We start from the raw sequence: 20,061 nt of genomic DNA, 5'->3' as shown, positions 1-20,061 counted from the left end.
GCATGAACTCAGAACTTGAGGGCGGCTGCTGTGGCCGTCGCTTCCACACCCTGCTGGCCGCTCGGGCCAATGAGTTGTACCTGAAGTTTCTGGGTGGCGGGGAAGGTCTTGAACACCTGGGTCAGGTCGAGGTTGCTCAGGGCAGTCGGCGTGGCGCAGGTGAACTGGTAGTGAGCGTGGATTTCGCTGTGGTCGTGGTGATGTTCGTGGGCGGCGGCGCCTTTGCCATCGGTGGCGTGGTCGTCATCGTCCTCATCGTGGTCGGCTTCAGGTTTGTCGCCGAACAGCGGGCTGTTCAGTTCCTGAGTGCTGATCACGCAACCGGCGGCCTTGGGCAGGCTGAACAGCACCAAGGGTTGCTCCAGTTGCTTGCGGGCGGCGGCGACCTTGGCTTTGTCGGCAGGGGTGGTGGCGAGGTGTTCAAAACCCACCAGGTTCATCGCCGGGCTGTCCAGCTCCAGCTGCAGGGCCTGGCCGTCGAGCACGGCGTTGAGGCGGCCGACACCGTGTTCGTGGGCGCCCAGGCTGCCATGCTCGTGATCATGGTCGTGCTCGTCGGCTGCCTGGGCGATGGCCAGTGGCAACAGGGCAAACGGCAAAGCGAGCAGCAAACGGCGCATGGTGGAACTCCCGAACAAAGATGAAAGTTTTGTTATGTGATCTTATAACAATTTTGCGAGGAGTTTGACCGCCTGCTTGGCGTAGCGCAAGACGCGTGGGAGCATGCTCGTCAGAAAAGTGCGGGAGTAAGTGCGATGTTGAGAATTCGTGGAACCGTCGGTGACCTGCCGGTGGACTTGACCCTGGAGCTGGACGACGGCGACTGGGCCCGGCTGGGCGCGCAGTTGCAGGCCAGCAAGCCCCCGAGTGCCGAGCCCGTGGTGGCGCCGGCCCCGGGTAACCTGGACGAGAGCCTGTGGCAGGCCGCCCAGGATTTGCTGCGCAAGGCCGGGCAACTCAACGGCCTTGAATTGCTTGATCAACTGGAAGGCTTGGCCGGCAGCGCCTCGGCGGGCAAGCGCCTGCTGGTGCGCCTGCGCCATAGCGCCAAGGTCAAGGTAGGCAGCGGCGGGGATACGCCGCTGTACAGCTGGATCGAGTAAGGCTTAATACAGCGCGGCGAACAGCTTGCGGCGGTAAACGGTGACAAGCGGGTGGTCGTTGCCGAGCAATTCGAATACCTGCAACAGCGTCTTGTGGGGCAGGCCGTCGCTGTAGCTGCGGTTGCGGATGAACAGCTTGAGCAAGCCATCCAGCGCGGCGTCGTATTGCTGGCGCGCCAGTTGTTGCACGGCCAGTTGGTACACCGCCTCGTCATCCTGCGGGTTTTGCGCCAGGCGGGCCTTGAGATCCGCGGCGTCCGGCAGGTCGGCGGCCTGGCGCAGGAAAGTAATCTGCGCCTTGGCGCCGGCCAGTGCCGCCTTGTGATCATCGCTCTTGACCGCGTCGAGCACGGTTTGCGCTTCACCCAGCTCACCGCGTTCGGCGAGGCAGCGGGCGTACAGGATCAGCGCGGCGGCGTTGGTGTTGTCTTCCCCGAGCAAGGCCACCAGCACGGCCTCGGCGTCGGTGATACGGCCTTCGGCAAACAACGCCTGGGCCTGCTCCAGCGGATCGGCAGCGGCTGGCGGCGGCATCTGCACATGGGGCTCCAGCATCGCGCGCACGGCGGACTCGGGTTGCGCACCGGCAAACCCATCCACCGGCTGGCCATCCTTGAACAGCACCACGGTGGGCAGGCTGCGAATGCCAAAGCGCGAGACCACATCTGGCTCGGCATCGCAGTCGACCTTGGCCAGCAGCAACTCTCCCTGATAACTCTCGGCAATCTGCGCGAGCATCGGCATCAACGCCTTGCACGGCGCGCACCACTCGGCCCAGAAATCCACCAGCACGGGTTTTTCGAAGGAATTCTGGATCACTGCCTGGTCGAAGGTGGCGGTGGTGGCGTCGAAGATGTACGGCGTGGGCTCACTCATGGGGTATCTCGAAGAAAGCAGGGGATGGGGCAACTATAAGGGTTGGTGGGGTTGGCTGAAAGCGGGGCGGTCTCAGGATCGCAATCGCAGGCAAGCCAGCTCCCACAGGGGAATGCATTTCAAATGTGGGAGCGGGCTTGCCCGCGATGCTCTCAAGCGCGCTGCGAGTGGTACAGGCTCACCTTGCGAAACTCCCAGGGCTCGGCCAGGTCCGGCAGTGTCAGGGCGTCGAGGATGCCCAGGCGCTGATACTCCGGGTGCTGGAAGTCCCGCACGCGGGAGTCGGCGACCAGCGCTTCTCGGCCTCGAGTCAGGAATTCATCCAGCAGCGGCAGGTTCGCCCGGTCGTACAGCACATCGGCGACCAGTATCAGGTCAAACCGATCGGCCTCGGCGAAGAAGTCTGCGGAGTAACCCAGTGTCACGCCATTGAGTTCCGCATTCGCCCGGCAGGCAGCCAGGGCCAGCGGATCCAGGTCGCACGCCACCACTTCCAGCGCTCCGGCCTTTACCGCGGCAATCCCGGCAACGCCCGAACCTGCCCCGAAATCCAGCACTCGCTTGCCTGCCACCCACCCAGGGTTGGCCGCCAGATACCGGGCCAGCGCCAGGCCGCTGGCCCAGCAAAAGCTCCAGTACGGCGGTTCATGCAGGATGCGTCGGGTTTCTTCGGGGCTGAAGGCGCGGTCCATGTTGTCGGCATCCAGCAGCCACAGCGACAACGCGGTGCCCGGCAGCGGGTGGGGCACCAGTTGGGCGTCGCCGATCAGTTCGCTGAGGGCGCGTTGCAGGTCCAGCGGTGGCGTCATGGTGCGGGAACGAGTTGCAGCGGGCCGGTGGTCTGGGTGATCGCTTGGGTGATACGCACGGGCGGCAGGTGCAGGATCAACTGGCCTGACTGGCTGGCACGACCGCGCAGTTCAACGCGTCCGCCTGCCGGGAAGGCTTCGGGGTTGAAACGCAGGCGGAAGGCCAAGGGCTTGTTGTTGCCGATCAGCACGCTGCTGGCCAGCAGTTGTTGCGGGCGCGAACGGTCGTCGATCACCAGCAGTGCCAGTTCGACTTCGGCACCGGCGGGTACGCCGTTCAACTGGCCGCTGACTTCACGCTGGAAGGCGGGCAGCGGGCCGAGGTCCTCTTCCACACCCGGGATTTTTTTCTCTTGTTGAGGGGCGGCAACGGGGGCCGCCGGTTTTGGGGCATGGCTGCTGCAGGCGACCAGAAAACCGAGCAACGTGAGCAAAACAAGTGGTCGTAACTGCATGTACGGCTCCAGAAGGGACAAAATCCGTGGCTTAAAAAATATGAAACATAATAGTCAGCCTATATACCGTAAAGGCTATGGCTTGTCTTGCCACAGGGATGCGCTACCATGGCCCTCCCATTTTTTGTTGCCTGCCACCATGCACTGTCCCTTCTGCGGTGCCAACGACACCAAGGTCATTGACTCGCGTCTGGTCGCCGAGGGCGAACAGGTGCGTCGCCGGCGTGAATGCCTGGCCTCTGGCTGCGGTGAACGTTTCACCACCTTCGAAACCGCCGAACTGGTATTGCCACGTCTGATCAAGACCGACGGCAGTCGTCAGCCCTTCGACGAAGAAAAACTGCGCGCCGGAATGCAGCGCGCCCTGGAAAAACGCCCGGTGAGTGTCGAGCGGCTGGAAGCGGCGCTGGTGCATATCAAGCACAAGCTGCGCGCCACCGGCGAGCGCGAAGTCAAATCCCTGGTGGTTGGAGAACTGGTGATGGGCGAGCTGCAAAAGCTCGACGAAGTCGCCTATATCCGTTTCGCCTCGGTGTATCGACGCTTCCAGGACCTCAACGAGTTCCGCGAAGAGATCGACCGCCTGGCCCGTGAGCCGGTAAAAGAATGAATCCACCTTCGGCAGAACAAGCGGTACTCGACGCTCATTACATGGCCCGTGCGCTGGAATTGGCGCGCAAGGGCCTGTACACCACCCACCCCAACCCCCGGGTTGGCTGCGTGATCGTGCGTGACGGGCAGGTTGTTGGCGAAGGCTGGCACGTGCGCACCGGCGAACCCCATGCGGAAGTCCATGCCCTGCGAGCTGCGGGCGATAAAGCCCGGGGCGCCACGGCCTACGTGACCCTTGAACCGTGCAGCCACCACGGGCATACGCCACCGTGCGCCGATGCCCTGGTGAATGCCGGTTTGGCCCGCGTGGTCGCGGCGATGCAGGACCCGAATCCGGAAGTCGCCGGGCGTGGCATGCGTCGCCTGGCCCAGGCCGGGATCGAGACGTACAGCGGCTTGCTGGAAAACGAAGCGCGGGCGCTCAACCCGGGCTTTCTCAAGCGCATGGAACATGGCCTGCCGTTTGTGCGGGTCAAGTTGGCCATGAGCCTGGACGGTCGCACCGCCATGGCCAATGGCGAAAGCCAGTGGATCACCGGCCCGGCCGCCCGTGCCGCCGTGCAACGCCTGCGGGCCCAGGCCAGTGTGGTGCTCACCGGCGCCGACACGGTGCTGGCCGATGGCGCTCGCCTGACCGTGCGCGCCGCCGAGCTGGGGCTGGATGAAGAAACCACCGCCCTGGCGATGTCCCGTCCGCCGCTGCGCGTATTGATCGATGGCCGCCTGCGGGTGCCGCTGAATGCGCCGTTCTTCAAGGCCGGCCCCGCGCTGGTCATCACCTGCGTGACCCCGGACAACCAATACCCCACCGGGCCCGAGTGCCTGGTGGTGCCGGGCGTCGACGGCCAGGTCGACCTGCGTTCCGCGCTGGTGGCCCTGGCGGCCCGTGGCGTCAACGAAGTGTTGGTGGAAGCCGGCCCGAGCCTGGCCGGTGCCTTCGCCCAGCAAGGCCTGGTGGACGAGTACGTGATATTCGTCGCCGGCAAGTTCCTCGGCTCCGCTGCCCGGCCTTTGCTGGACTGGCCGCTTGAGAAACTGACCGACGCCCCCCAACTCAAGATCACTGAAATGCGCGCTGTGGGCGATGACTGGCGAGTCACTGCCATCCCTCTGCCATCAGCGAGCGTATAATTCCCGGCCTGCGCCACGTCTTCAGGAGAACGGCATGTTCACCGGCATTATCGAATCCATCGGCAGCATCCGCGCAATGACCCCAAAAGGCGGCGACGTACGCCTGCTGGTTGAAACCGGCAAGCTCGACCTGAGCGACGTCAAACTGGGCGACAGCATCGCCGTCAGCGGTGTATGCCTGACCGTCATCGAATTGCCTGGCAACGGCTTTGCCGCCGATGTCAGCCGGGAAACCCTGGACTGCACCGCGATGAACGACCTCAAGAGCGGCAGCCCGGTGAACCTGGAAAAAGCCCTGACCCCGACTACCCGTCTCGGCGGGCACCTGGTCAGCGGCCACGTCGACGGTGTCGGCGAAGTGGTTGCCCGCAGCGAAAATGCCCGCGCCGTGGAATTCCGCATTCGCGCCCCGAAAGAGCTGGCCAAGTACATCGCCCACAAAGGCTCGATCACCGTCGACGGCACCAGCCTCACCGTGAACGCCGTGAATGGCGCCGAATTTGAACTGACCATCATTCCCCACACCCTGAGCGAAACCATCATGGCGTCTTACCAGCCGGGTCGCCGGGTGAACCTGGAAGTGGACTTGCTTGCCCGTTACCTGGAGCGCCTTCTATTGGGCGATAAGGCCGCAGAGTCTGACTCTCTTCAAGGGCCCGCCGGGAACATCACTGAAAGTTTTTTAGCCGCTAACGGCTACCTTAAATCCTGACCCAAGGGGGTGCCGCGTGGCGCTCAACAGCATCGAAGAACTGGTTGAAGACATCCGCCAAGGCAAGATGGTCATCCTGATGGATGACGAAGACCGCGAGAATGAAGGCGACCTGATCATGGCCGCCGAGTGCTGCCAGCCGGAACACATCAACTTCATGGCCAAGCACGCCCGTGGCCTGATCTGCATGCCAATGAGCCGCGAGCGCTGCGAACTGCTCAAGCTGCCGTTGATGGCGCCGCGCAATGGTTCCGGGTTTGGCACCAAGTTCACCGTGTCCATCGAAGCCACAACCGGTGTCACCACCGGCATCTCCGCTGCTGACCGTGCCCGCACCGTGCAAGCCGCTGCTGCGAAAGACGCCAAGGCCGAAGACATCGTCAGCCCTGGCCACATCTTTCCGCTGATGGCCCAACCGGGTGGCACCCTGGCTCGCGCCGGCCACACCGAAGCCGCCTGCGACCTGGCGCGCATGGCCGGTTTCGAGCCGAGCGGTGTGATCTGCGAAGTGATGAACGACGACGGCACCATGTCCCGTCGCGCCGAGCTGGAAGAGTTTGCCGCTCTGCATAACATCAAGATCGGCACCATTGCCGACCTGATTCACTACCGGATGATCCACGAACGTACCGTTCAGCGGATTGCCGAGCAGCCGCTGGACAGCGAACTGGGCCAGTTCAACCTGGTGACCTATCGTGATTCCGTGGAAGGCGACGTGCACATGGCCCTGACCCTGGGCACCATCTGCGCTGAAGAACCGACCCTGGTGCGGGTGCACAACATGGACCCGCTGCGCGACTTGCTGATGGTCAAACAGCCGGGGCGCTGGAGCCTGCGGGCCGCGATGTCCGCGGTGTCCGAGGCTGGCAGTGGTGTGGTATTGCTGCTGGGCCATCCACTGGATGGCGACGTGTTGCTGGCGCATATCCGCGAAACCGCCGACCACGTGCCGGTGAAAAAGCCGACCACCTACAGCATCGTCGGTGCCGGTTCGCAGATCCTGCGGGACTTGGGCGTACGCAAAATGCGCCTGATGAGTGCACCAATGAAATTTAATGCCATATCCGGTTTCGACCTGGAAGTAGTAGAATACGTGCCCTCCGAATAAAGGCCGGCGTTGTTTACCCCTTGTTCGCGGTTCAAATATCACTGAGGGGCGCGCACTAAGCGCGTCCCGGCTCTTTAAGAGATTTGTCGAATGACCCTGAAGACCATCGAAGGTACCTTCATCGCCCCCAAAGGCCGCTATGCCCTGGTGGTTGGCCGCTTCAACAGCTTCGTGGTTGAAAGCCTGGTAAGCGGTGCCGTGGATGCCCTGGTTCGCCACGGTGTGAGCGAAAACGACATCACCATTATTCGCGCTCCTGGCGCCTTCGAAATTCCACTGGTTGCGCAGAAAGTTGCGCAGCAGGGTGAATACGCGGCGATCATCGCCCTGGGCGCGGTCATTCGTGGCGGTACTCCGCACTTCGAATACGTGGCTGGCGAATGCACCAAGGGCCTGGCCCAGGTGTCCATGGAGTTCGGCGTGCCGGTCGCCTTTGGCGTGCTGACCGTTGATTCCATCGAGCAAGCCATCGAACGTTCCGGCACCAAGGCCGGTAACAAAGGTGCCGAAGCTGCCCTGTCCGCCCTGGAAATGGTCAGCCTGCTGGCACAGTTGGAGGCCAAGTGATTAGCGACGACAGCGATCAGTTCAACCCCCAGGACCCGCGCCCAGCAGACGCCGGCAAGCCCTCTAAGAGCGAAAAGCGTCGTGCGGCCCGTCAGCTCGCGACCCAGGCGCTGTACCAGCGCCACATGGCTAAAACCTCGCTGAACGAAATCGAAGCGCAATTTCGCGTCGACAACGATTTCAGCGCGGCCGATGCCAGCTATTTCCACGACATCCTGCACGGCGTTCCGGCCAACCTGCCGGAGATCGACGCTGCCTTGTCGCCGTGCCTGGACCTGGCAATCGAAGAGCTGGACCCGGTTGAACTGGCCGTACTGCGCCTGTCCACCTGGGAGCTGCTCAAGCGCGTCGACGTACCGTACCGCGTAGTGATCAACGAAGGGATCGAACTGGCGAAAGTCTACGGTTCCACCGACGGTCACAAGTTCGTCAACGGCGTGCTCGACAAGCTGGCCCCGCGCCTGCGTGAAGCCGAAGTGAAGGCGTACAAGCGCTAACTGGCGCTTGCTGACGCAATGGGCGAGTTTGAGCTGATCCGCAACTACTTCGCCGCCGCGCCCTGTGCGCAGGGCGGCGAAGGCATTGCACTGGGGATTGGCGACGACTGCGCCTTGCTGGCGGTTCCTCCCGGGGAACAGCTGGCGATTTCCACTGATACTTTGGTGGCCGGCGTGCACTTTGCCGACCCCTGCGATCCGTTTCTGCTCGGCCAGCGCTCGCTGGCCGTGGCAGTCAGCGATCTGGCCGCCATGGGCGCCAATCCCCTCGCATTTACCCTTGCCCTGACCACCCCGACGGTTGATGCCGATTGGCTGCAACGCTATGCCCAGGGTTTGAACGCCATGGCCCAGGGTTGCGGTGTGATTCTGGTGGGTGGCGATACCACCCGTGGGCCGTTGAGCCTGACCCTGACCGTGTTTGGCCGGGTGCCGGCGGGCCAGGCCTTGACCCGCAGCGGTGCGCGGCCCGGCGACTTGCTGTGTGTTGGCGGTGAGCTGGGTAACGCGGCGGGCGCATTGCTGCTGGTACTGGGGCAGCGCACGGCAGAGGCCGCTGTCGCCGAGCCGCTGCTGGCCCACTACTGGTCGCCGCAACCGCAGTTGGCGCTGGGCTTGGCATTGCGGGGCAAGGCGACGTCTGCCATGGATATTTCCGACGGTCTTCTGGCTGATTGCGGGCATATCGCCAAGGCGTCGGCTGTCAGCTTGTTGATCGAGCAGCAAAAGCTGCCGTTGTCGGCAGCCTTGCTGGCGTTCGTTGGCGACGCGGATGCGCGGGTAGCCGCGTTGAGCGGCGGGGACGACTACGTACTGGCGTTCACCTTGCCACCTGCCGAACTGGCACCGTTGCTGGCGGCCGGTGCGCCGGTCCATGTGATCGGCCGGGTCGAGGCGGGGCAGGGCGTGACCCTGCTGGACGCGGCGGGCCAGGACATTACCCCCGCCATCCGTGGCTATCAACATTTCTGAAAGGCATAGAACCAAGCTGAAGGCCAATCGAACCTATTGATCTTTATCAGCGACAATTCAGCTTAAGCGTCTGCAGGAACCTGCTGTTACAATCTATCCCCTGTGAAATCAGAAATCAGGAGCACACGGTGCCCGTCGTTTTCGTTGCCGCTTCCAAGCTGCCAACCCCTTTTGCCACGTTCACCATGAATGGTTTTCTTGAAGAAACCACCGGGCGCGAACACGTTGTTCTGAGCCTCGGTGACGTGGCGGACGGCGCTCCGGTGCTCGGCCGCGTGCACTCCGAGTGCCTGACCGGCGATGCCCTATTCAGCCAGCGCTGTGACTGCGGCTCGCAACTGGAAGCCGCCATGCAGGCCATCGCCCGCGAAGGCCGTGGCGTGTTGCTGTACTTGCGTCAGGAAGGCCGTGGTATTGGCCTGCTGAACAAAATCCGCGCCTATGAGCTGCAGGATGGCGGCGCCGACACCGTGGAAGCCAACGAGCGCCTGGGTTTTGCCGCTGACCAGCGTGACTACGGGATCTGCCTGCCGATGCTCCAGCACCTGGGGGTCAAATCCCTGCGGCTGATGACTAACAACCCACGCAAGGTCAAAGCCTTGACCGACATGGGCATCACCGTCGCCGAGCGCGTGCCGCTGCACACCGGCCACAACCCGCACAACAAACTCTACCTGGCCACCAAGGCCAGCAAGCTCGACCACATGATGGGCAACGAGCACCAGGGCGAGGTCGACCGGGCGTGACGCGCGGCCAGGTCAAGCGGCGACTGTCGTTTAACTGGTGGCAATACCTGGCGTTGGCGTTGGTGCCGTTGTTTGTGATCAACCTGGTGTTTGGCAAGGCCGAGCCATTGCTGCCGGTGCTGGCGATGCCGTTTTTCATCGCCGGCGTGGCCTCGATGTTTGTCAGCCTGCGTTACTTCCATGGCTATAAACACTCACTGATCGCCACCGGCAAAGCCCTCGATACCCCTGAAGAACCGGCTGCCTGGATCACCCTCGCGGCCCGTCGTCGTGTGGCGTTGCTGGTGGCTGCACTGCCGGCCTGGATCGGCGCACTGGCGGTGTTTGTCGGGCTGGAAGCGGTGCCGCTGTTTCTGCTGGCACTGTCGACCCTGGTGCTGTTCTACCTCTATCGCATTCCGCGTCAGTTGGGTTGATGCGCGCTTGGCTGGCGGTGTTCCTGCTGGTCGTCGCGGCCCAGGTTGCGGCGGTCGAGCGGGTTGTCAGCCTTGCTCCTTCTTTGTCTGAAATCGTCGTTGAGCTGGGCGCTGCTGATTTGCTGGTAGGCGTGCTGGATGGCGGCGAGCGGCCACAGGCCTTGGCGAAGGTGCCTTCGGTGGGAAACTACGGGCAGTTGGACATGGAACGGCTGCTCAGCCTCAAGCCGGACCTGATCCTGCTCTGGCCCGGCAGCGTCGGCCCGGCCCAGCGTGAGCAGCTCCAACGCCTGAACATCCCGGTGTTTGTCGCCGAACCCCACAGCCTCGAACAACTCACCTCGCAAGTCGAAACCATTGCCCAGCAACTCGGGCGGGCTGATGCCGGCCGGCAATTGGTCGTGCAGCTGCGTCAGCGCTTGGCCGAGTTGCGCTTGCGCTATCACCGGGTCGAGCCGTTGCGGGTGTTTTATCAGGTGTGGAACCAGCCGCTGTACACCGTTGGCGGCGGGCAGATCATCAGCGATGCACTGAGTGTGTGCGGAGCGCGCAATGTGTTCGATGATCTGAAATTACCGGCACCGCAGGTCAGCATTGAGTCGGTGCTGCAGCGTAATCCCGAGGTGATTCTGGCGGGCGATCAATCGCAGCTGGATGCCTGGAAGGCGTGGCCACAGGTGGCGGCGGTGGCTGCCGGGCATTTGCTGGTGGTGCCCGACAAGGGCCTGGAACGGCCCAGCGGGCAGATGCTGGAAGCGGTGGCGCGGTTGTGTCAGGTGATTGCACCGGGGCTGTGAGGCCGCTATCGCAGGCAAGCCAGCTCCCACATTTGACCGAGTCGTCTGGATAAGCACGGTCCCCTGTGGGAGCCGGGCTTGCCCGCGATGAGGCCGGTGCAGACGACTTAGAGCTCCGGTGTCCAGGTCACCCCGAACATCAGCGCCCGGCCTTCTTCCCGGTAGCCATATTGCTGGCCTTGATACTGATACAGCGCCCGGCTGTAGTCTTTGTTCAGTAGGTTATCGAGCTTCATTTCCAGTGTGATCTCACGATTCACCGCCCAACTGCCCCGTAGCCCGAGTAAACCGTACCCGCCCAGGCGTTGCTGGTTCGCCGCATCGTCGTAGCTGCTGCTCACCGCTTGCCAGCTGGCGCCGACGCCGAACCGGTCGAATTGGCGATCCAGGTCCAGGCTCAGGGTGCGCCTGGCTCGACGGGCCAGTGTGCGCCCAGTGTCGCGGTCCCGTGGGTCGATCAGCGCAATACCGAGGCTGCTTTGCCAGCCGAACAGCTCTTGCTTGAGCGCCGCTTCGAAACCGTTGATGCGTGCCGAGCTGACGTTTTGCGGGCCGTTGCTGGCGAACACGATCGCATCCTGAATATCGGTGCGGTACAGCGAGGCTTCGAGCCGGCTGGTGTCGCTCAGTTGGCTGCGCCACTGCACTTCGTAACTTTTCGAGGTTTCGGGCTTGAGGTTCGGGTTGCTGTTTTTGAAGCCGAATTCGTCCGGGTAGTAGAGGTCGTTGAACGTCGGCGCGCGGAAGCCTTCGCTGTAGCTCAGCAACAGGTCATTGTCCGGGTTCAGCGGCAGGGTGAAGGTGCCGCTCCAGCTGTTGTGGCCGCCGAACTGTTGGTTCTGGTCGCGGCGCAGGCCCAGTTCTGTGGAGAAAGACTGCGCCTGGAAACGGTGCTGGATAAACGCGGCGCGGTTCCAGCGACTGTCTTCGGCGAACGCGGTGCTGCTGTTGACCCGGTCCTCGTACCAGTCGCCCCCCAGGATCAGGCTGTTCTGCTCATTGAGGGTCAGGTCGTTTTGCCAGTTCAGCGAGTTGCGGTAGGTGTTGAACACGCTGCGTTCGGTGCTGAGCTTGTCCCGGGTTTCTTCGCGGTTCTCGCTGTGGCCCGCTTCCAGCCGGGACTTCCACGTTTCATTGATGCGTGCGTCGACATAGCTGCTGACGCTGCTTACGGTGAAGTTGGAATAGGGCTTTTGCGGGGAGAACGAGTTATCGAATTCGCTTTTGCCGCGGTTATCCAGCACGTTCACCCCGGCTTCGAGGTCATCGTTGAAGGCATGGCTCAGGCTGAAACTGGTAGACTGGTTGCGGTAGGCGTCATGGTCGCGGTCGCTGGGGTATGAGGCATACGTCCGATTGATCCCGGCGGTGTCATCCAGGCTGGCGCCGAGGTTGAAGCGGGTTTTCTCGTCACCGCCGGACAGGCCCAGGCTGCGTTCCCACGTCTGGTTGCTGCCAAATCCCACATGCAGGCGGGGTTGCAGGCCGGACTCGTTGCCGCGTCGGGTAAAGATCTGAATCACCCCGCCAATCGCATCGCTGCCGTAGATCACCGAGCGCGAACCGCGGAGCACTTCCACCCGTTCGATCTGCTGGATGTTCAGGTGCTGCAGGTTGCTGTCGCCGGAAGTCGAGTTACCGATGCGCTGGCCGTCGACCAACACCAGGCTTTGGGCCGACTTGGTGCCACGAATGTAAACGCTCGCCAGGCTGCCACGGCCACCGGCTTGTGAAACCTGTACGCCGGGCACGCGGCTCAGCAGATCGGTCACGCTGGTGGGTTGCAGGCGGTCGATGTCGTCGCGGGTAAAGATGGTGTTGGCGGCGCTGCTGTCGTTGCGCGCCTGGACCTGGCGGTTGGCACTGATCACCACGTCGGGCAGCTTGAGGGCTTCGTCGCGCTCAAAGCTGTCGGCGAGCAGATTGGTGGCGGGGAGCAGAAGAAGGGGCAGGGCACGACGAAGACGTTTCATGGGCTGTCCGTAGCATTTAGGCAATACAAAACCAATGTGGGAGCTGGCTTGCCTGCGATGCAGGCACCTCGGTTTGTCAGCAACACCGAGGTGATGCTATCGCAGGCAAGCCAGCTCCCACATTTGATTGTTGTTTACAGGTTCAGCAGTGCCATGCGCTGACGAACCGAAGCTTCAATACCCGCCTCATCCAGCCCGCACTCGGCCAGCATCTGCGCCGGTTTGGCATGCTCGACATACACATCCGGCAAGCCCAGGTGCAGCACCGACTTGAGGATGTTTTCCCGCGCCAGGAACTCACTGACCGCCGCACCGGCGCCGCCCATGATGGCGTTTTCTTCAAGGGTCACCAGCAGCGCATGGCTGCCGGCGATCTCGCGCACCAGAGCTTCGTCCAGTGGTTTGACGAAGCGCATGTCCACCACCGTGGCGTCGATCTTCTCGGCCACTTTCAAAGCTTCAGCCAACTGCACGCCAAACACCAGCAAGGCAACGTTGCTGCCCTGGCGACGGACGATGCCCTTGCCGATCTCGATAGGCTCAAGGTCTTTCTCGATCACCGCATTCGGGCCATTGCCCCGCGGATAACGCACAGCCGCCGGGCCGTTGTACAGGTGGCCGGTGCTGAGCATCTTGCGCAGTTCGTTCTCGTCGCTCGGGGTCATCACCAGCATGCCGGGGATGCAGCGCAGGTACGACAGGTCGAAGCTGCCGGCGTGGGTCGGGCCGTCTTCACCCACCAAACCGGCACGGTCGATGGCGAACAACACGTCGAGGTTCTGCACTGCGACGTCATGAATCAATTGGTCATAACCGCGTTGCAGGAACGTTGAATAGATCGCGACTACCGGCTTGGCGCCTTCACAGGCCATGCCGGCGGCAAAGGTCACCGCGTGTTGCTCGGCGATGGCCACGTCGAAATAGCGCAGCGGGAACTGCTCGCTGAACGCTACCAGGTCGGAGCCTTCCTTCATCGCCGGGGTGATGCCCACCAGGCGTGGGTCGGCAGCGGCCATGTCGCACAGCCATTCGCCAAACACGCCGGAATACTTCGGCCCGCTGGGCTTCTTCGGCGCGGCGGCCGGGGCGTTCAGCGGTTCAAGCTTGGTGATCGCGTGGTAACCAATCGGGTCGACTTCCGCCGGGGCGAAGCCTTTGCCTTTTTTAGTGACGATGTGCAGGAACTGCGGGCCTTTCAGGTCACGCATGTTGCGCAGGGTGGCGATCAGGGTTGGCAGGTCATGGCCGTCGATCGGGCCAATGTAGTTCCAGCCCAGCTCTTCGAACAGGGTACCGGGAACCAGCATGCCCTTGGCATATTCTTCGGTACGACGGGCAATTTCCCACGCGCCGGGCAGACGCGAGAGCACCTTTTTGCTGCCTTCACGCATGCTGGCGTAAGTGCGGCTGGAGAGGATTTTTGCCAGGTAATTCGACAGGCCACCGACATTGCGCGAGATCGACATGTCGTTGTCGTTGAGGATTACCAACATGTTGGCGTTCACTTCCGGCGCGTGGTTCAGCGCCTCGAAGGCCATACCGGCGGTCAACGCGCCATCACCGATCACCGCAATCGCCTTGCGATCACTGTTCTGCAGGCGGGCGGCAATGGCCATGCCCAGCGCTGCACTGATGGAGGTGCTGGAGTGGCCTACGCCAAAGGTGTCGTACTCACTCTCGGAGCGGCGCGGGAAGGCGGCGATGCCGTCCTTCTGGCGCAGGGTGGCCATGCGCTCGCGGCGTCCGGTAAGGATCTTGTGCGGATAGGCCTGATGACCCACGTCCCACACCAGCCGGTCGTCCGGGGTGTCGAACACGTAATGCAGCGCAATGGTCAGCTCGATGACGCCCAGGCCGGCACCGAAATGCCCACCGGTCTGGCCGACCGTGTAGAGCAATTCCAGGCGCAACTCATCGGCCAGGGTTTCCAGCTCGGCTTCACCCAGGCGGCGCAGACCGGCTGGCGTGTTGGCACGGTCCAGCAGGGGCGTGGCCGGGCGCTTGCGGGGAATCTCTTGGAACGTCGTGGGCATCAGGCGAATCGTTATAGGTATAGAAGAGGCGGCAGTTTACCTCAAGCATCGCAAACTGCCCACGCAGAGCGCCGAACTTGGCTGATATGCGGTGGAAAAGGCCGCTGCTGTCAGTGGCGACGCTCGACGATATACCGCGCCAGGTCACGCAGTGGCTCGGCAGCCGCGTCGAAAGGTCGCAGGGCATCCAGGGCCTGATCCCGCAGCTCCAGCGCGTAAGTCTTGGCGGCTTCCAGGCCGAGCAGTGAAGGATAAGTCGGCTTGTCCCGTGCGATATCGGCACCCTGGCGTTTGCCGAGGGTGGCGGTATCACTTTCAACGTCGAGAATATCGTCCTGCACCTGGAAAGCCAGGCCGATGGCCCGCGCGTAGGTTTGCAGCGCCGCCAGTTGCGCAGCGTCGGCACGACCACTGGCCAGGGCGCCGAGGTGCACGGCGGCTTCGATCAGTGCACCGGTCTTGTGGCGGTGCATGTATTCCAAGGCTTTTTGATCGAGCTTCAAACCGACCGAGCCCAGGTCAATCGCCTGGCCGCCGACCATGCCGGCAGGGCCTGCGGCCAATGCCAGCGCGGTAACCATACGCAAGCGGATCTCAGCGTTGACACTGCTCAAGCGCGGGTCCAGCAGAGCGCTGAACGCCAGGCTCTGCAGGCCGTCACCGGCGAGAATCGCACAGGCTTCATCAAAGGCTTTATGGGTAGTGGGCTGGCCGCGACGCAGATCATCGTCGTCCATCGCCGGCAAATCGTCGTGTACCAGGGAATAAGCGTGGATCAACTCCACCGCACAGGCGGCGCCGTTGGCTTCCTCCGCCTGAGCGCCGAGTGCTTCGCAAGCCGCGTAGGCGAGCAAAGGGCGAACGCGCTTGCCACCGTTCATCACGCTGTAGCGCATGGCCTCATACAGGCGGTTCAGCTCAGGGCTGGGCGCGACAAACAGCGGTTCCAGCGCAGCATTGACCCGGGCCTGGCTGCCGGCCTGATAAGCGTCGATCATTCAGGCTGTTCCGCATCGAAAGGTTCTTCGGCCAACTCCCCGTCGCGCTCCAGCAACACCTGGACCTTCTGCTCCGCCTGCGCCAGGGCGCTCTGGCAGTCGCGGGTCAGTCCGATGCCTTGCTCGAATGCGGTCAACGAGTCTTCCAGCGACAACTCGCCGTTCTCCATACGCTCGACCAGGGTTTGCAGGTCGGCGAGGGATTGTTCGAAATCGAGTGCAACTTTTTTGCGGGCCATGGCGGCTATTCCGGTAGACGGTAAACCGGCGCGACACTAGCAGACATGGGGGATTGGGGCAAATGAGTGGGGGGATTTGCCTTGAAAATCAATCGCCTTGGGTGTTGATTTGATAGCGGGTGCTGCGGCCGCCGCCGGGTAGTCGAACCAGGCAGTTTTTTTCCAGAAGATCGGCCAGATGTCGGGTCGCCGTGGCCTTGGAGACTTTGGTCACTGCTTGATATTGGGCCGCGCTGATCCCGTGCTCAAAGCCTTTTTCGCCGCCGTCGAGCAGGCGATTCAAGACTTTGGTTTGTTCGGCGCTGAGTGTGTGGTCTCGATGCTGTTGCCAGAAGCGGGTTTTACCTAGCACCCGGTCAATCCGCACCATGGCCTGCTGCAGGCTACGAAGCAGTGTTTGCAGGAACCACTCAAGCCAATCGGTGACATCCAGTGTGGCCTTTTGACTGGTTTCCAGTGCGCGGTAATAGCCCGCCCGATCTTCAAGGATGCTCGCCGACATGGCGTAGAAGCGGATCGCCTGGTTCTCTGCCTGGGCAAGCGCGAGGTCGGTAATAGCCCGCGTCAGACGACCGTTGCCATCGTCGAAGGGGTGCAAGGTGACGAACCAGAAATGCGCCAAACCTGCGCGCAGCAATGGGTCAAGGGCTGCATGATTCCGACTGGCTTCAAACCATTCGATGAAATCGTCCAGCGACTGCTCTAGCCCTTGGCGGGGTGGGGCTTCGAAATGCACAGTGGGTCGGTCCAGTCGTCCCGACACAACCTGCATGGGCTCATCCCCCCTTAGCGCGCCTACGTTCAAGCCGTGGGTGGAAAAGCGGGCCTCCTCGGCGGGAAATAACCACCGATGCCAGTTAAATAGACGGGTGAGGGTAAACGGTTGAGCAAACTGTTGCGTGGCGTCCAGCATCAAGTCAGCCAGACCCTCGCTACGTCGGCTCACGGAGCTGTCTTGCAATTGCGCCAGGCCCAGGCGCCGGGACAAAGAGGAACGTACCGAGCCCACATTCAGATGCTCACCCTCGATTGCCGAGGAGGTCAGAATGTTTTGCAGCAACGCATCCAGTTCATTCTCTGAACTCTGTGCCTGGCTGACCGAACCGAGCATGCCCAGCAACTTTCCTTGCGCCTGCGTGCACTCTCGCAATAACGCTGCGAGGCGCTCAGGTTGCCAGTGAAAGTGCGGCCAGTCGGGTTGTTGCCAGATCCAGGTCGGGTGATCCATGGGGGCATACTCGGTGTGTGAGCCGAATAGAAGGCTTAATCGGCTCATTTGGTGAGCCGATTGTGTGAGTTATTCGGCTCACTGTCCAGTCAGCTGCGCACGATCAACACCCGACGGGTGAGGGCAGTGGTGCTCAGTTTCTGGCTGCTAATCAGCGCGTCAAAGGCACTGTCGACCTGATTCAGATTGAATCTGGGGCTGATGGTGCGTTGCTCGACTTTATCGTCGAGCCAGATCACATGGCCGCCTTTGTCGTTATGCGTGACGGAAAACTCGGTGCCCAACGCCCTAATCCAAGTGCCGCCGGCTTGCACAATAAATGGTCGACTGTTTTGGCTGACTTGCAGATACACACGGCCTCTTCGCAGATTTACCCGGCGTATATCGGAGGTGAGGTCGATATCGAACGCGCTGTTGCTGTTCAGATGCAGTTGTTCTAGTTTGTTCTCTGGGTATGCGTCAACGTCCAGAAGCTTTAAGGCTTCTTGGGTAAAGGGCACGGTTATCAGCTTCATTCAACAGGTTTGCTCTTGAAGTGAGTCACTCGTGGTATTCGATTTTTGCTGCTTATAGCGTTTTTATTTCTATGCCCAGCTTATGCAGTCATGGTCATCCATATGGACTAAGAATGTTAGGTCTCGATCAGTTATCCAGAAAGGATAGCCAGTGGTTTCAGATAAAATAAGAGCAAGGCTTTTGGCGCTACCTATCTCCCACGCTCTGTGGGCTGAATCGAAAACAATTAAAATTAGCCGGTCACTATGAATCAGGTCTTGTATCTCTTTCCAAAAATTCGGGTTGTGTTGCTCGGTTTTTACATTGAGATAATTTGGGTCAAGCGTCTTTTGTTTAGTTTTGAAAAATCTCTCGATAAGAGATGTGATTAGTGAACTAATCTGGCTGGAGTTCAGCTTTATGCCCTCTATACCCAGAGTAATTAATGCTTCATCGATTTCTTCTTCTAGATAATTCATTGAGATGTACCGATTTTTGAACGGCTAACAGGAATCAGCTCAAGCAATATATGCCCTCTTTTGGCTCCACCACCGCTTCTTTTACCAGCGGTCTGGTAACCAACGTGTGGTGAGGCCGGACCTTTAGTCGATGGGACCAACGTTGGATCGTCGATGTTCACTTCTGCTCCTTTGTTTGCTTCTCTTAGTACTCGCCACTCTGTCGGCCATGATTTACCGTGTTGGTCTTTTCCCCATTTGGTCACGGTGTAATCGTCTTTTGATACGCCAGTTTTGTGAAATGCCTCGTCCAGCGCTTTACGCATTTGCTGATAAGGACTTCCCTTTTCTGTTCTCCAGTCAAGATCTACATCGGAGTTAAATTCCCATGTTCCGCCAGCGGCCTGTGGGCAGTCTGTAGGTTTACATGCTAATCCCAGCGGATCCACCCACCCGGTCGGGTTGGGCACGTACTGGTATCCGTTCAACCCACCCGCCAGCTTCACGGGATCGGGCGTCAGGTAGCGGCCAATGTCCGGATTGTAGTAGCGATGACGGTTGTAGTGCAGCCCGCTTTCCGGGTCGAAGTATTGGCCCTGGAAGCGCAGCGGGTTGGTGATGGTGTTGACCTCCAGCTTGGCGATTTGGCCGTAGGCGCGGTAGTGGGCGGACCAGACGATTTCGCCATCGGGCGCGGTGACTTCTTGTGGGGTGCCGAGGTGGTCGAGTTGGTAGTGGAAGGGTTTTACGTCTTCCGGGCCGTAGCCTTTGAGCAGCGCTAACGGGCGAAAGCTATTGGGTTCGTAGAGGTAACTTTGGTGGTGATCGGCGCTGTGTTCAGCGATCAGGGTGTCGCCTTGCCAGAAAAACTCGGTGGTCTGGCCGTTGAGGATTTTGGCGATACGCCGTCCAAACGGGTCGTAGCGATATACGGCCTCGGTACCGTCCGGCTGGGTGATGCTGATCAGTCGGTGCTGACAGTCGTAGCGGTATTCGGTGACCAGTTGTTGAGCCCGACCCCGACGTTCGTGCAGCAGGTTGCCGAAGGCGTCGTAGTCGTAATGACGGTCGCCTTGCATCAACAAGTGGTTGCCTTTGACGACGCTGGGCCCGACGCGGTCTTGCATCAGCAGGTTGCCCGCCGGGTCGTGGACGAAGCGTTCCTGCACGTCGTGCGAGTGGTTGGCGCGGGTCAGGCGGTCGAGTGGGTCATAGTGGTAGTCGTGCTGGCCTTTGCGGGTGTCGAGGATGCGGGTGAGGTTGCCGCGCTTGTCGTAGTCGTACTGGCGGCGCTGGTGGCGTTGTTCCTGTTGGGTGATGGCGTGGGCGTGCAGGCGGCCCTGGTCGTCGTAGCGGTAGTGGCTGAGGAGTTGGCCTTGCTGGCGTTGGTGCTCGCGGCCGGATTTGAACAGGTGCGAGGTGAGCAGGTTGCCGTTGAGTTCGACGGTGCCGAGGTCGCCACCTTTGTCGTGGTGGAAGGCCAGGCGGTTGTTGTCGGGCAGGCGCAGGTAGTTGAGTTGGCCGCATTCGTCGTAGCCATAGCGCAACGTGCCCCAGCCTTGGTGCTCGGCGGTGAGGCGGTTTTGCAGGTCGTATTCGTAGTGCAGCGGCCAGTGGCCGTCGTCGACGCTGAGGAGATTGCCGAGGCGGTCGTAGGTGTAATCAACCGTGCTGCGGTCGGGCAGGGTTTTTCTTACGAGACGACCGGCCGCATCGCGCGCATAACCGGTAACCAGCTGACTGCCATCGTCGCCGTACTCGGTCTTTTCCAGCAGGTGCCCGGCGAGGTCGTAGGCATAGGCGGTGCGGCGGCCATCAAACCCGGTTTCCTGCTGT

At 61.5% G+C, this 20,061-nt stretch carries 23 protein-coding genes; 11 read left to right on the top strand and 12 right to left on the bottom strand.

What is annotated here, in order from left to right:
* Positions 1–8: 8 nt before the first annotated feature.
* A complete protein-coding gene (locus K0H47_RS01350; protein ID WP_219271791.1) occupies positions 9–620 on the bottom strand; it encodes a DUF2796 domain-containing protein in 612 nt (203 codons plus the stop codon).
* Between the two features lie 135 nt (positions 621–755).
* On the opposite strand from K0H47_RS01350, the gene K0H47_RS01345 reads away from it, so the two are divergent.
* Entirely contained in the window at positions 756–1,103 is a 348-nt protein-coding gene (locus tag K0H47_RS01345; RefSeq protein ID WP_063026857.1) for a hypothetical protein, read from the top strand.
* Positions 1,104–1,106: 3 nt separating this feature from the next.
* On the opposite strand, the gene trxA is transcribed toward K0H47_RS01345, so the two are convergent.
* The 3 genes from trxA to K0H47_RS01330 all read right to left on the bottom strand — a co-directional run bounded on the left by trxA (position 1,107) and on the right by K0H47_RS01330 (position 3,243).
* Entirely contained in the window at positions 1,107–1,979 is an 873-nt protein-coding gene (gene trxA / locus K0H47_RS01340) for a thioredoxin (RefSeq protein ID WP_093204655.1), read from the bottom strand.
* Positions 1,980–2,131: 152 nt separating this feature from the next.
* Entirely contained in the window at positions 2,132–2,788 is a 657-nt protein-coding gene (locus K0H47_RS01335) for a methyltransferase (protein ID WP_177026907.1), read from the bottom strand.
* The gene (locus K0H47_RS01330) at positions 2,785–3,243 is read right to left on the bottom strand and encodes a YbaY family lipoprotein (RefSeq protein ID WP_017476292.1); all 459 of its coding nucleotides are present in this window, start codon (positions 3,241–3,243) and stop codon (positions 2,785–2,787) included. Before K0H47_RS01330 ends, K0H47_RS01335 begins: the two co-directional genes overlap by 4 nt.
* A 139-nt stretch (positions 3,244–3,382) precedes the next feature.
* Here K0H47_RS01330 and nrdR point away from each other — a divergent pair, with 139 nt between their 5' ends.
* From nrdR to K0H47_RS01280, 10 genes are all read left to right on the top strand, one after another.
* Complete coding sequence (gene nrdR / locus K0H47_RS01325; RefSeq protein ID WP_003209990.1) at positions 3,383–3,853, top strand: transcriptional regulator NrdR; 471 nt, start codon at positions 3,383–3,385, stop codon at positions 3,851–3,853.
* The gene (ribD, locus tag K0H47_RS01320) at positions 3,850–4,986 is read left to right on the top strand and encodes a bifunctional diaminohydroxyphosphoribosylaminopyrimidine deaminase/5-amino-6-(5-phosphoribosylamino)uracil reductase RibD (protein ID WP_219271789.1); all 1,137 of its coding nucleotides are present in this window, start codon (positions 3,850–3,852) and stop codon (positions 4,984–4,986) included. Before nrdR ends, ribD begins: the two co-directional genes overlap by 4 nt.
* Positions 4,987–5,020: 34 nt before the next feature.
* Positions 5,021–5,698 carry a riboflavin synthase gene (locus K0H47_RS01315; RefSeq protein ID WP_003209988.1) on the top strand — a complete coding sequence of 226 codons (678 nt, stop codon included), beginning with the start codon at positions 5,021–5,023 and terminating at the stop codon, positions 5,696–5,698.
* 16 nt (positions 5,699–5,714) lie between these two features.
* Complete coding sequence (ribBA, locus tag K0H47_RS01310; protein ID WP_017476289.1) at positions 5,715–6,806, top strand: bifunctional 3,4-dihydroxy-2-butanone-4-phosphate synthase/GTP cyclohydrolase II; 1,092 nt, start codon at positions 5,715–5,717, stop codon at positions 6,804–6,806.
* Positions 6,807–6,896: 90 nt separating this feature from the next.
* Positions 6,897–7,373, top strand: coding sequence for a 6,7-dimethyl-8-ribityllumazine synthase (gene ribE / locus K0H47_RS01305; RefSeq protein WP_063026863.1), 477 nt, complete (start codon positions 6,897–6,899; stop codon positions 7,371–7,373).
* Positions 7,370–7,870 (top strand): transcription antitermination factor NusB, encoded by a 501-nt coding sequence (nusB, locus tag K0H47_RS01300; protein WP_017476288.1) that lies wholly within the window; start codon positions 7,370–7,372, stop codon positions 7,868–7,870. The genes ribE and nusB overlap by 4 nt, the downstream gene beginning before the upstream one ends.
* Before the next feature lie 18 nt (positions 7,871–7,888).
* Complete coding sequence (thiL, locus tag K0H47_RS01295; protein ID WP_093204668.1) at positions 7,889–8,842, top strand: thiamine-phosphate kinase; 954 nt, start codon at positions 7,889–7,891, stop codon at positions 8,840–8,842.
* A 128-nt stretch (positions 8,843–8,970) separates the two neighbouring features.
* On the top strand, positions 8,971–9,588 hold the full coding sequence (gene ribA, locus K0H47_RS01290; protein WP_063026867.1) for a GTP cyclohydrolase II: 618 nt from the start codon (positions 8,971–8,973) through the stop codon (positions 9,586–9,588).
* The gene (locus K0H47_RS01285) at positions 9,585–10,004 is read left to right on the top strand and encodes an MFS transporter (RefSeq protein WP_201139820.1); all 420 of its coding nucleotides are present in this window, start codon (positions 9,585–9,587) and stop codon (positions 10,002–10,004) included. The genes ribA and K0H47_RS01285 overlap by 4 nt, the downstream gene beginning before the upstream one ends.
* A complete protein-coding gene (locus tag K0H47_RS01280; protein ID WP_219271787.1) occupies positions 10,004–10,801 on the top strand; it encodes a cobalamin-binding protein in 798 nt (265 codons plus the stop codon). The genes K0H47_RS01285 and K0H47_RS01280 overlap by 1 nt, the downstream gene beginning before the upstream one ends.
* 107 nt (positions 10,802–10,908) lie before the next feature.
* On the opposite strand, the gene K0H47_RS01275 is transcribed toward K0H47_RS01280, so the two are convergent.
* The 8 genes from K0H47_RS01275 to K0H47_RS30970 form a co-directional block, all read right to left on the bottom strand.
* A complete protein-coding gene (locus tag K0H47_RS01275; RefSeq protein ID WP_219271785.1) occupies positions 10,909–12,774 on the bottom strand; it encodes a TonB-dependent receptor domain-containing protein in 1,866 nt (621 codons plus the stop codon).
* Between the two features lie 134 nt (positions 12,775–12,908).
* Entirely contained in the window at positions 12,909–14,807 is a 1,899-nt protein-coding gene (dxs, locus tag K0H47_RS01270; RefSeq protein WP_219271783.1) for a 1-deoxy-D-xylulose-5-phosphate synthase, read from the bottom strand.
* A 110-nt stretch (positions 14,808–14,917) separates the two neighbouring features.
* Positions 14,918–15,805, bottom strand: coding sequence for a (2E,6E)-farnesyl diphosphate synthase (gene ispA / locus K0H47_RS01265; RefSeq protein WP_218264201.1), 888 nt, complete (start codon positions 15,803–15,805; stop codon positions 14,918–14,920).
* Positions 15,802–16,044, bottom strand: coding sequence for an exodeoxyribonuclease VII small subunit (locus K0H47_RS01260; RefSeq protein WP_003209964.1), 243 nt, complete (start codon positions 16,042–16,044; stop codon positions 15,802–15,804). Before K0H47_RS01260 ends, ispA begins: the two co-directional genes overlap by 4 nt.
* A gap of 88 nt (positions 16,045–16,132) precedes the next feature.
* Positions 16,133–17,272 carry a Fic family protein gene (locus K0H47_RS01255; RefSeq protein ID WP_219271782.1) on the bottom strand — a complete coding sequence of 380 codons (1,140 nt, stop codon included), beginning with the start codon at positions 17,270–17,272 and terminating at the stop codon, positions 16,133–16,135.
* A gap of 89 nt (positions 17,273–17,361) precedes the next feature.
* A complete protein-coding gene (locus tag K0H47_RS01250; protein ID WP_257626605.1) occupies positions 17,362–17,787 on the bottom strand; it encodes a FecR domain-containing protein in 426 nt (141 codons plus the stop codon).
* Between the two features lie 69 nt (positions 17,788–17,856).
* Positions 17,857–18,246, bottom strand: a complete 390-nt coding sequence (locus K0H47_RS01245; protein WP_177026901.1) for a hypothetical protein — start codon at positions 18,244–18,246, stop codon at positions 17,857–17,859.
* Positions 18,243–20,061, bottom strand: a 1,819-nt coding sequence (locus K0H47_RS30970; protein ID WP_257626604.1) for a polymorphic toxin type 47 domain-containing protein, incomplete at its 5' end; no start/stop codon positions are given. The genes K0H47_RS30970 and K0H47_RS01245, both read right to left, overlap by 4 nt.

This window comes from Pseudomonas sp. Xaverov 83, from assembly GCF_019352905.1.
GTDB classification, from domain to species: Bacteria; Pseudomonadota; Gammaproteobacteria; order Pseudomonadales; family Pseudomonadaceae; genus Aquipseudomonas; species Aquipseudomonas yamanorum.
Note: the sequence above shows the minus strand (reverse complement) of the source record. Positions and strands in the feature narration are given on the sequence as shown.

Coding starts and splice junctions, on each gene's coding strand:
- K0H47_RS01350 (WP_219271791.1), bottom strand. CDS start 620: ATGCGCCGTTTGCTGCTCGCTTTGCCGTTTGCCCTGTTGCCACTGGCC.
- K0H47_RS01345 (WP_063026857.1), top strand. CDS start 756: ATGTTGAGAATTCGTGGAACCGTCGGTGACCTGCCGGTGGACTTGACC.
- trxA (WP_093204655.1), bottom strand. CDS start 1,979: ATGAGTGAGCCCACGCCGTACATCTTCGACGCCACCACCGCCACCTTC.
- K0H47_RS01335 (WP_177026907.1), bottom strand. CDS start 2,788: ATGACGCCACCGCTGGACCTGCAACGCGCCCTCAGCGAACTGATCGGC.
- K0H47_RS01330 (WP_017476292.1), bottom strand. CDS start 3,243: ATGCAGTTACGACCACTTGTTTTGCTCACGTTGCTCGGTTTTCTGGTC.
- nrdR (WP_003209990.1), top strand. CDS start 3,383: ATGCACTGTCCCTTCTGCGGTGCCAACGACACCAAGGTCATTGACTCG.
- ribD (WP_219271789.1), top strand. CDS start 3,850: ATGAATCCACCTTCGGCAGAACAAGCGGTACTCGACGCTCATTACATG.
- K0H47_RS01315 (WP_003209988.1), top strand. CDS start 5,021: ATGTTCACCGGCATTATCGAATCCATCGGCAGCATCCGCGCAATGACC.
- ribE (WP_063026863.1), top strand. CDS start 6,897: ATGACCCTGAAGACCATCGAAGGTACCTTCATCGCCCCCAAAGGCCGC.
- thiL (WP_093204668.1), top strand. CDS start 7,889: ATGGGCGAGTTTGAGCTGATCCGCAACTACTTCGCCGCCGCGCCCTGT.
- K0H47_RS01280 (WP_219271787.1), top strand. CDS start 10,004: ATGCGCGCTTGGCTGGCGGTGTTCCTGCTGGTCGTCGCGGCCCAGGTT.
- K0H47_RS01275 (WP_219271785.1), bottom strand. CDS start 12,774: ATGAAACGTCTTCGTCGTGCCCTGCCCCTTCTTCTGCTCCCCGCCACC.
- dxs (WP_219271783.1), bottom strand. CDS start 14,807: ATGCCCACGACGTTCCAAGAGATTCCCCGCAAGCGCCCGGCCACGCCC.
- ispA (WP_218264201.1), bottom strand. CDS start 15,805: ATGATCGACGCTTATCAGGCCGGCAGCCAGGCCCGGGTCAATGCTGCG.
- K0H47_RS01260 (WP_003209964.1), bottom strand. CDS start 16,044: ATGGCCCGCAAAAAAGTTGCACTCGATTTCGAACAATCCCTCGCCGAC.
- K0H47_RS01255 (WP_219271782.1), bottom strand. CDS start 17,272: ATGGATCACCCGACCTGGATCTGGCAACAACCCGACTGGCCGCACTTT.
- K0H47_RS01250 (WP_257626605.1), bottom strand. CDS start 17,787: ATGAAGCTGATAACCGTGCCCTTTACCCAAGAAGCCTTAAAGCTTCTG.
- K0H47_RS01245 (WP_177026901.1), bottom strand. CDS start 18,246: ATGAATTATCTAGAAGAAGAAATCGATGAAGCATTAATTACTCTGGGT.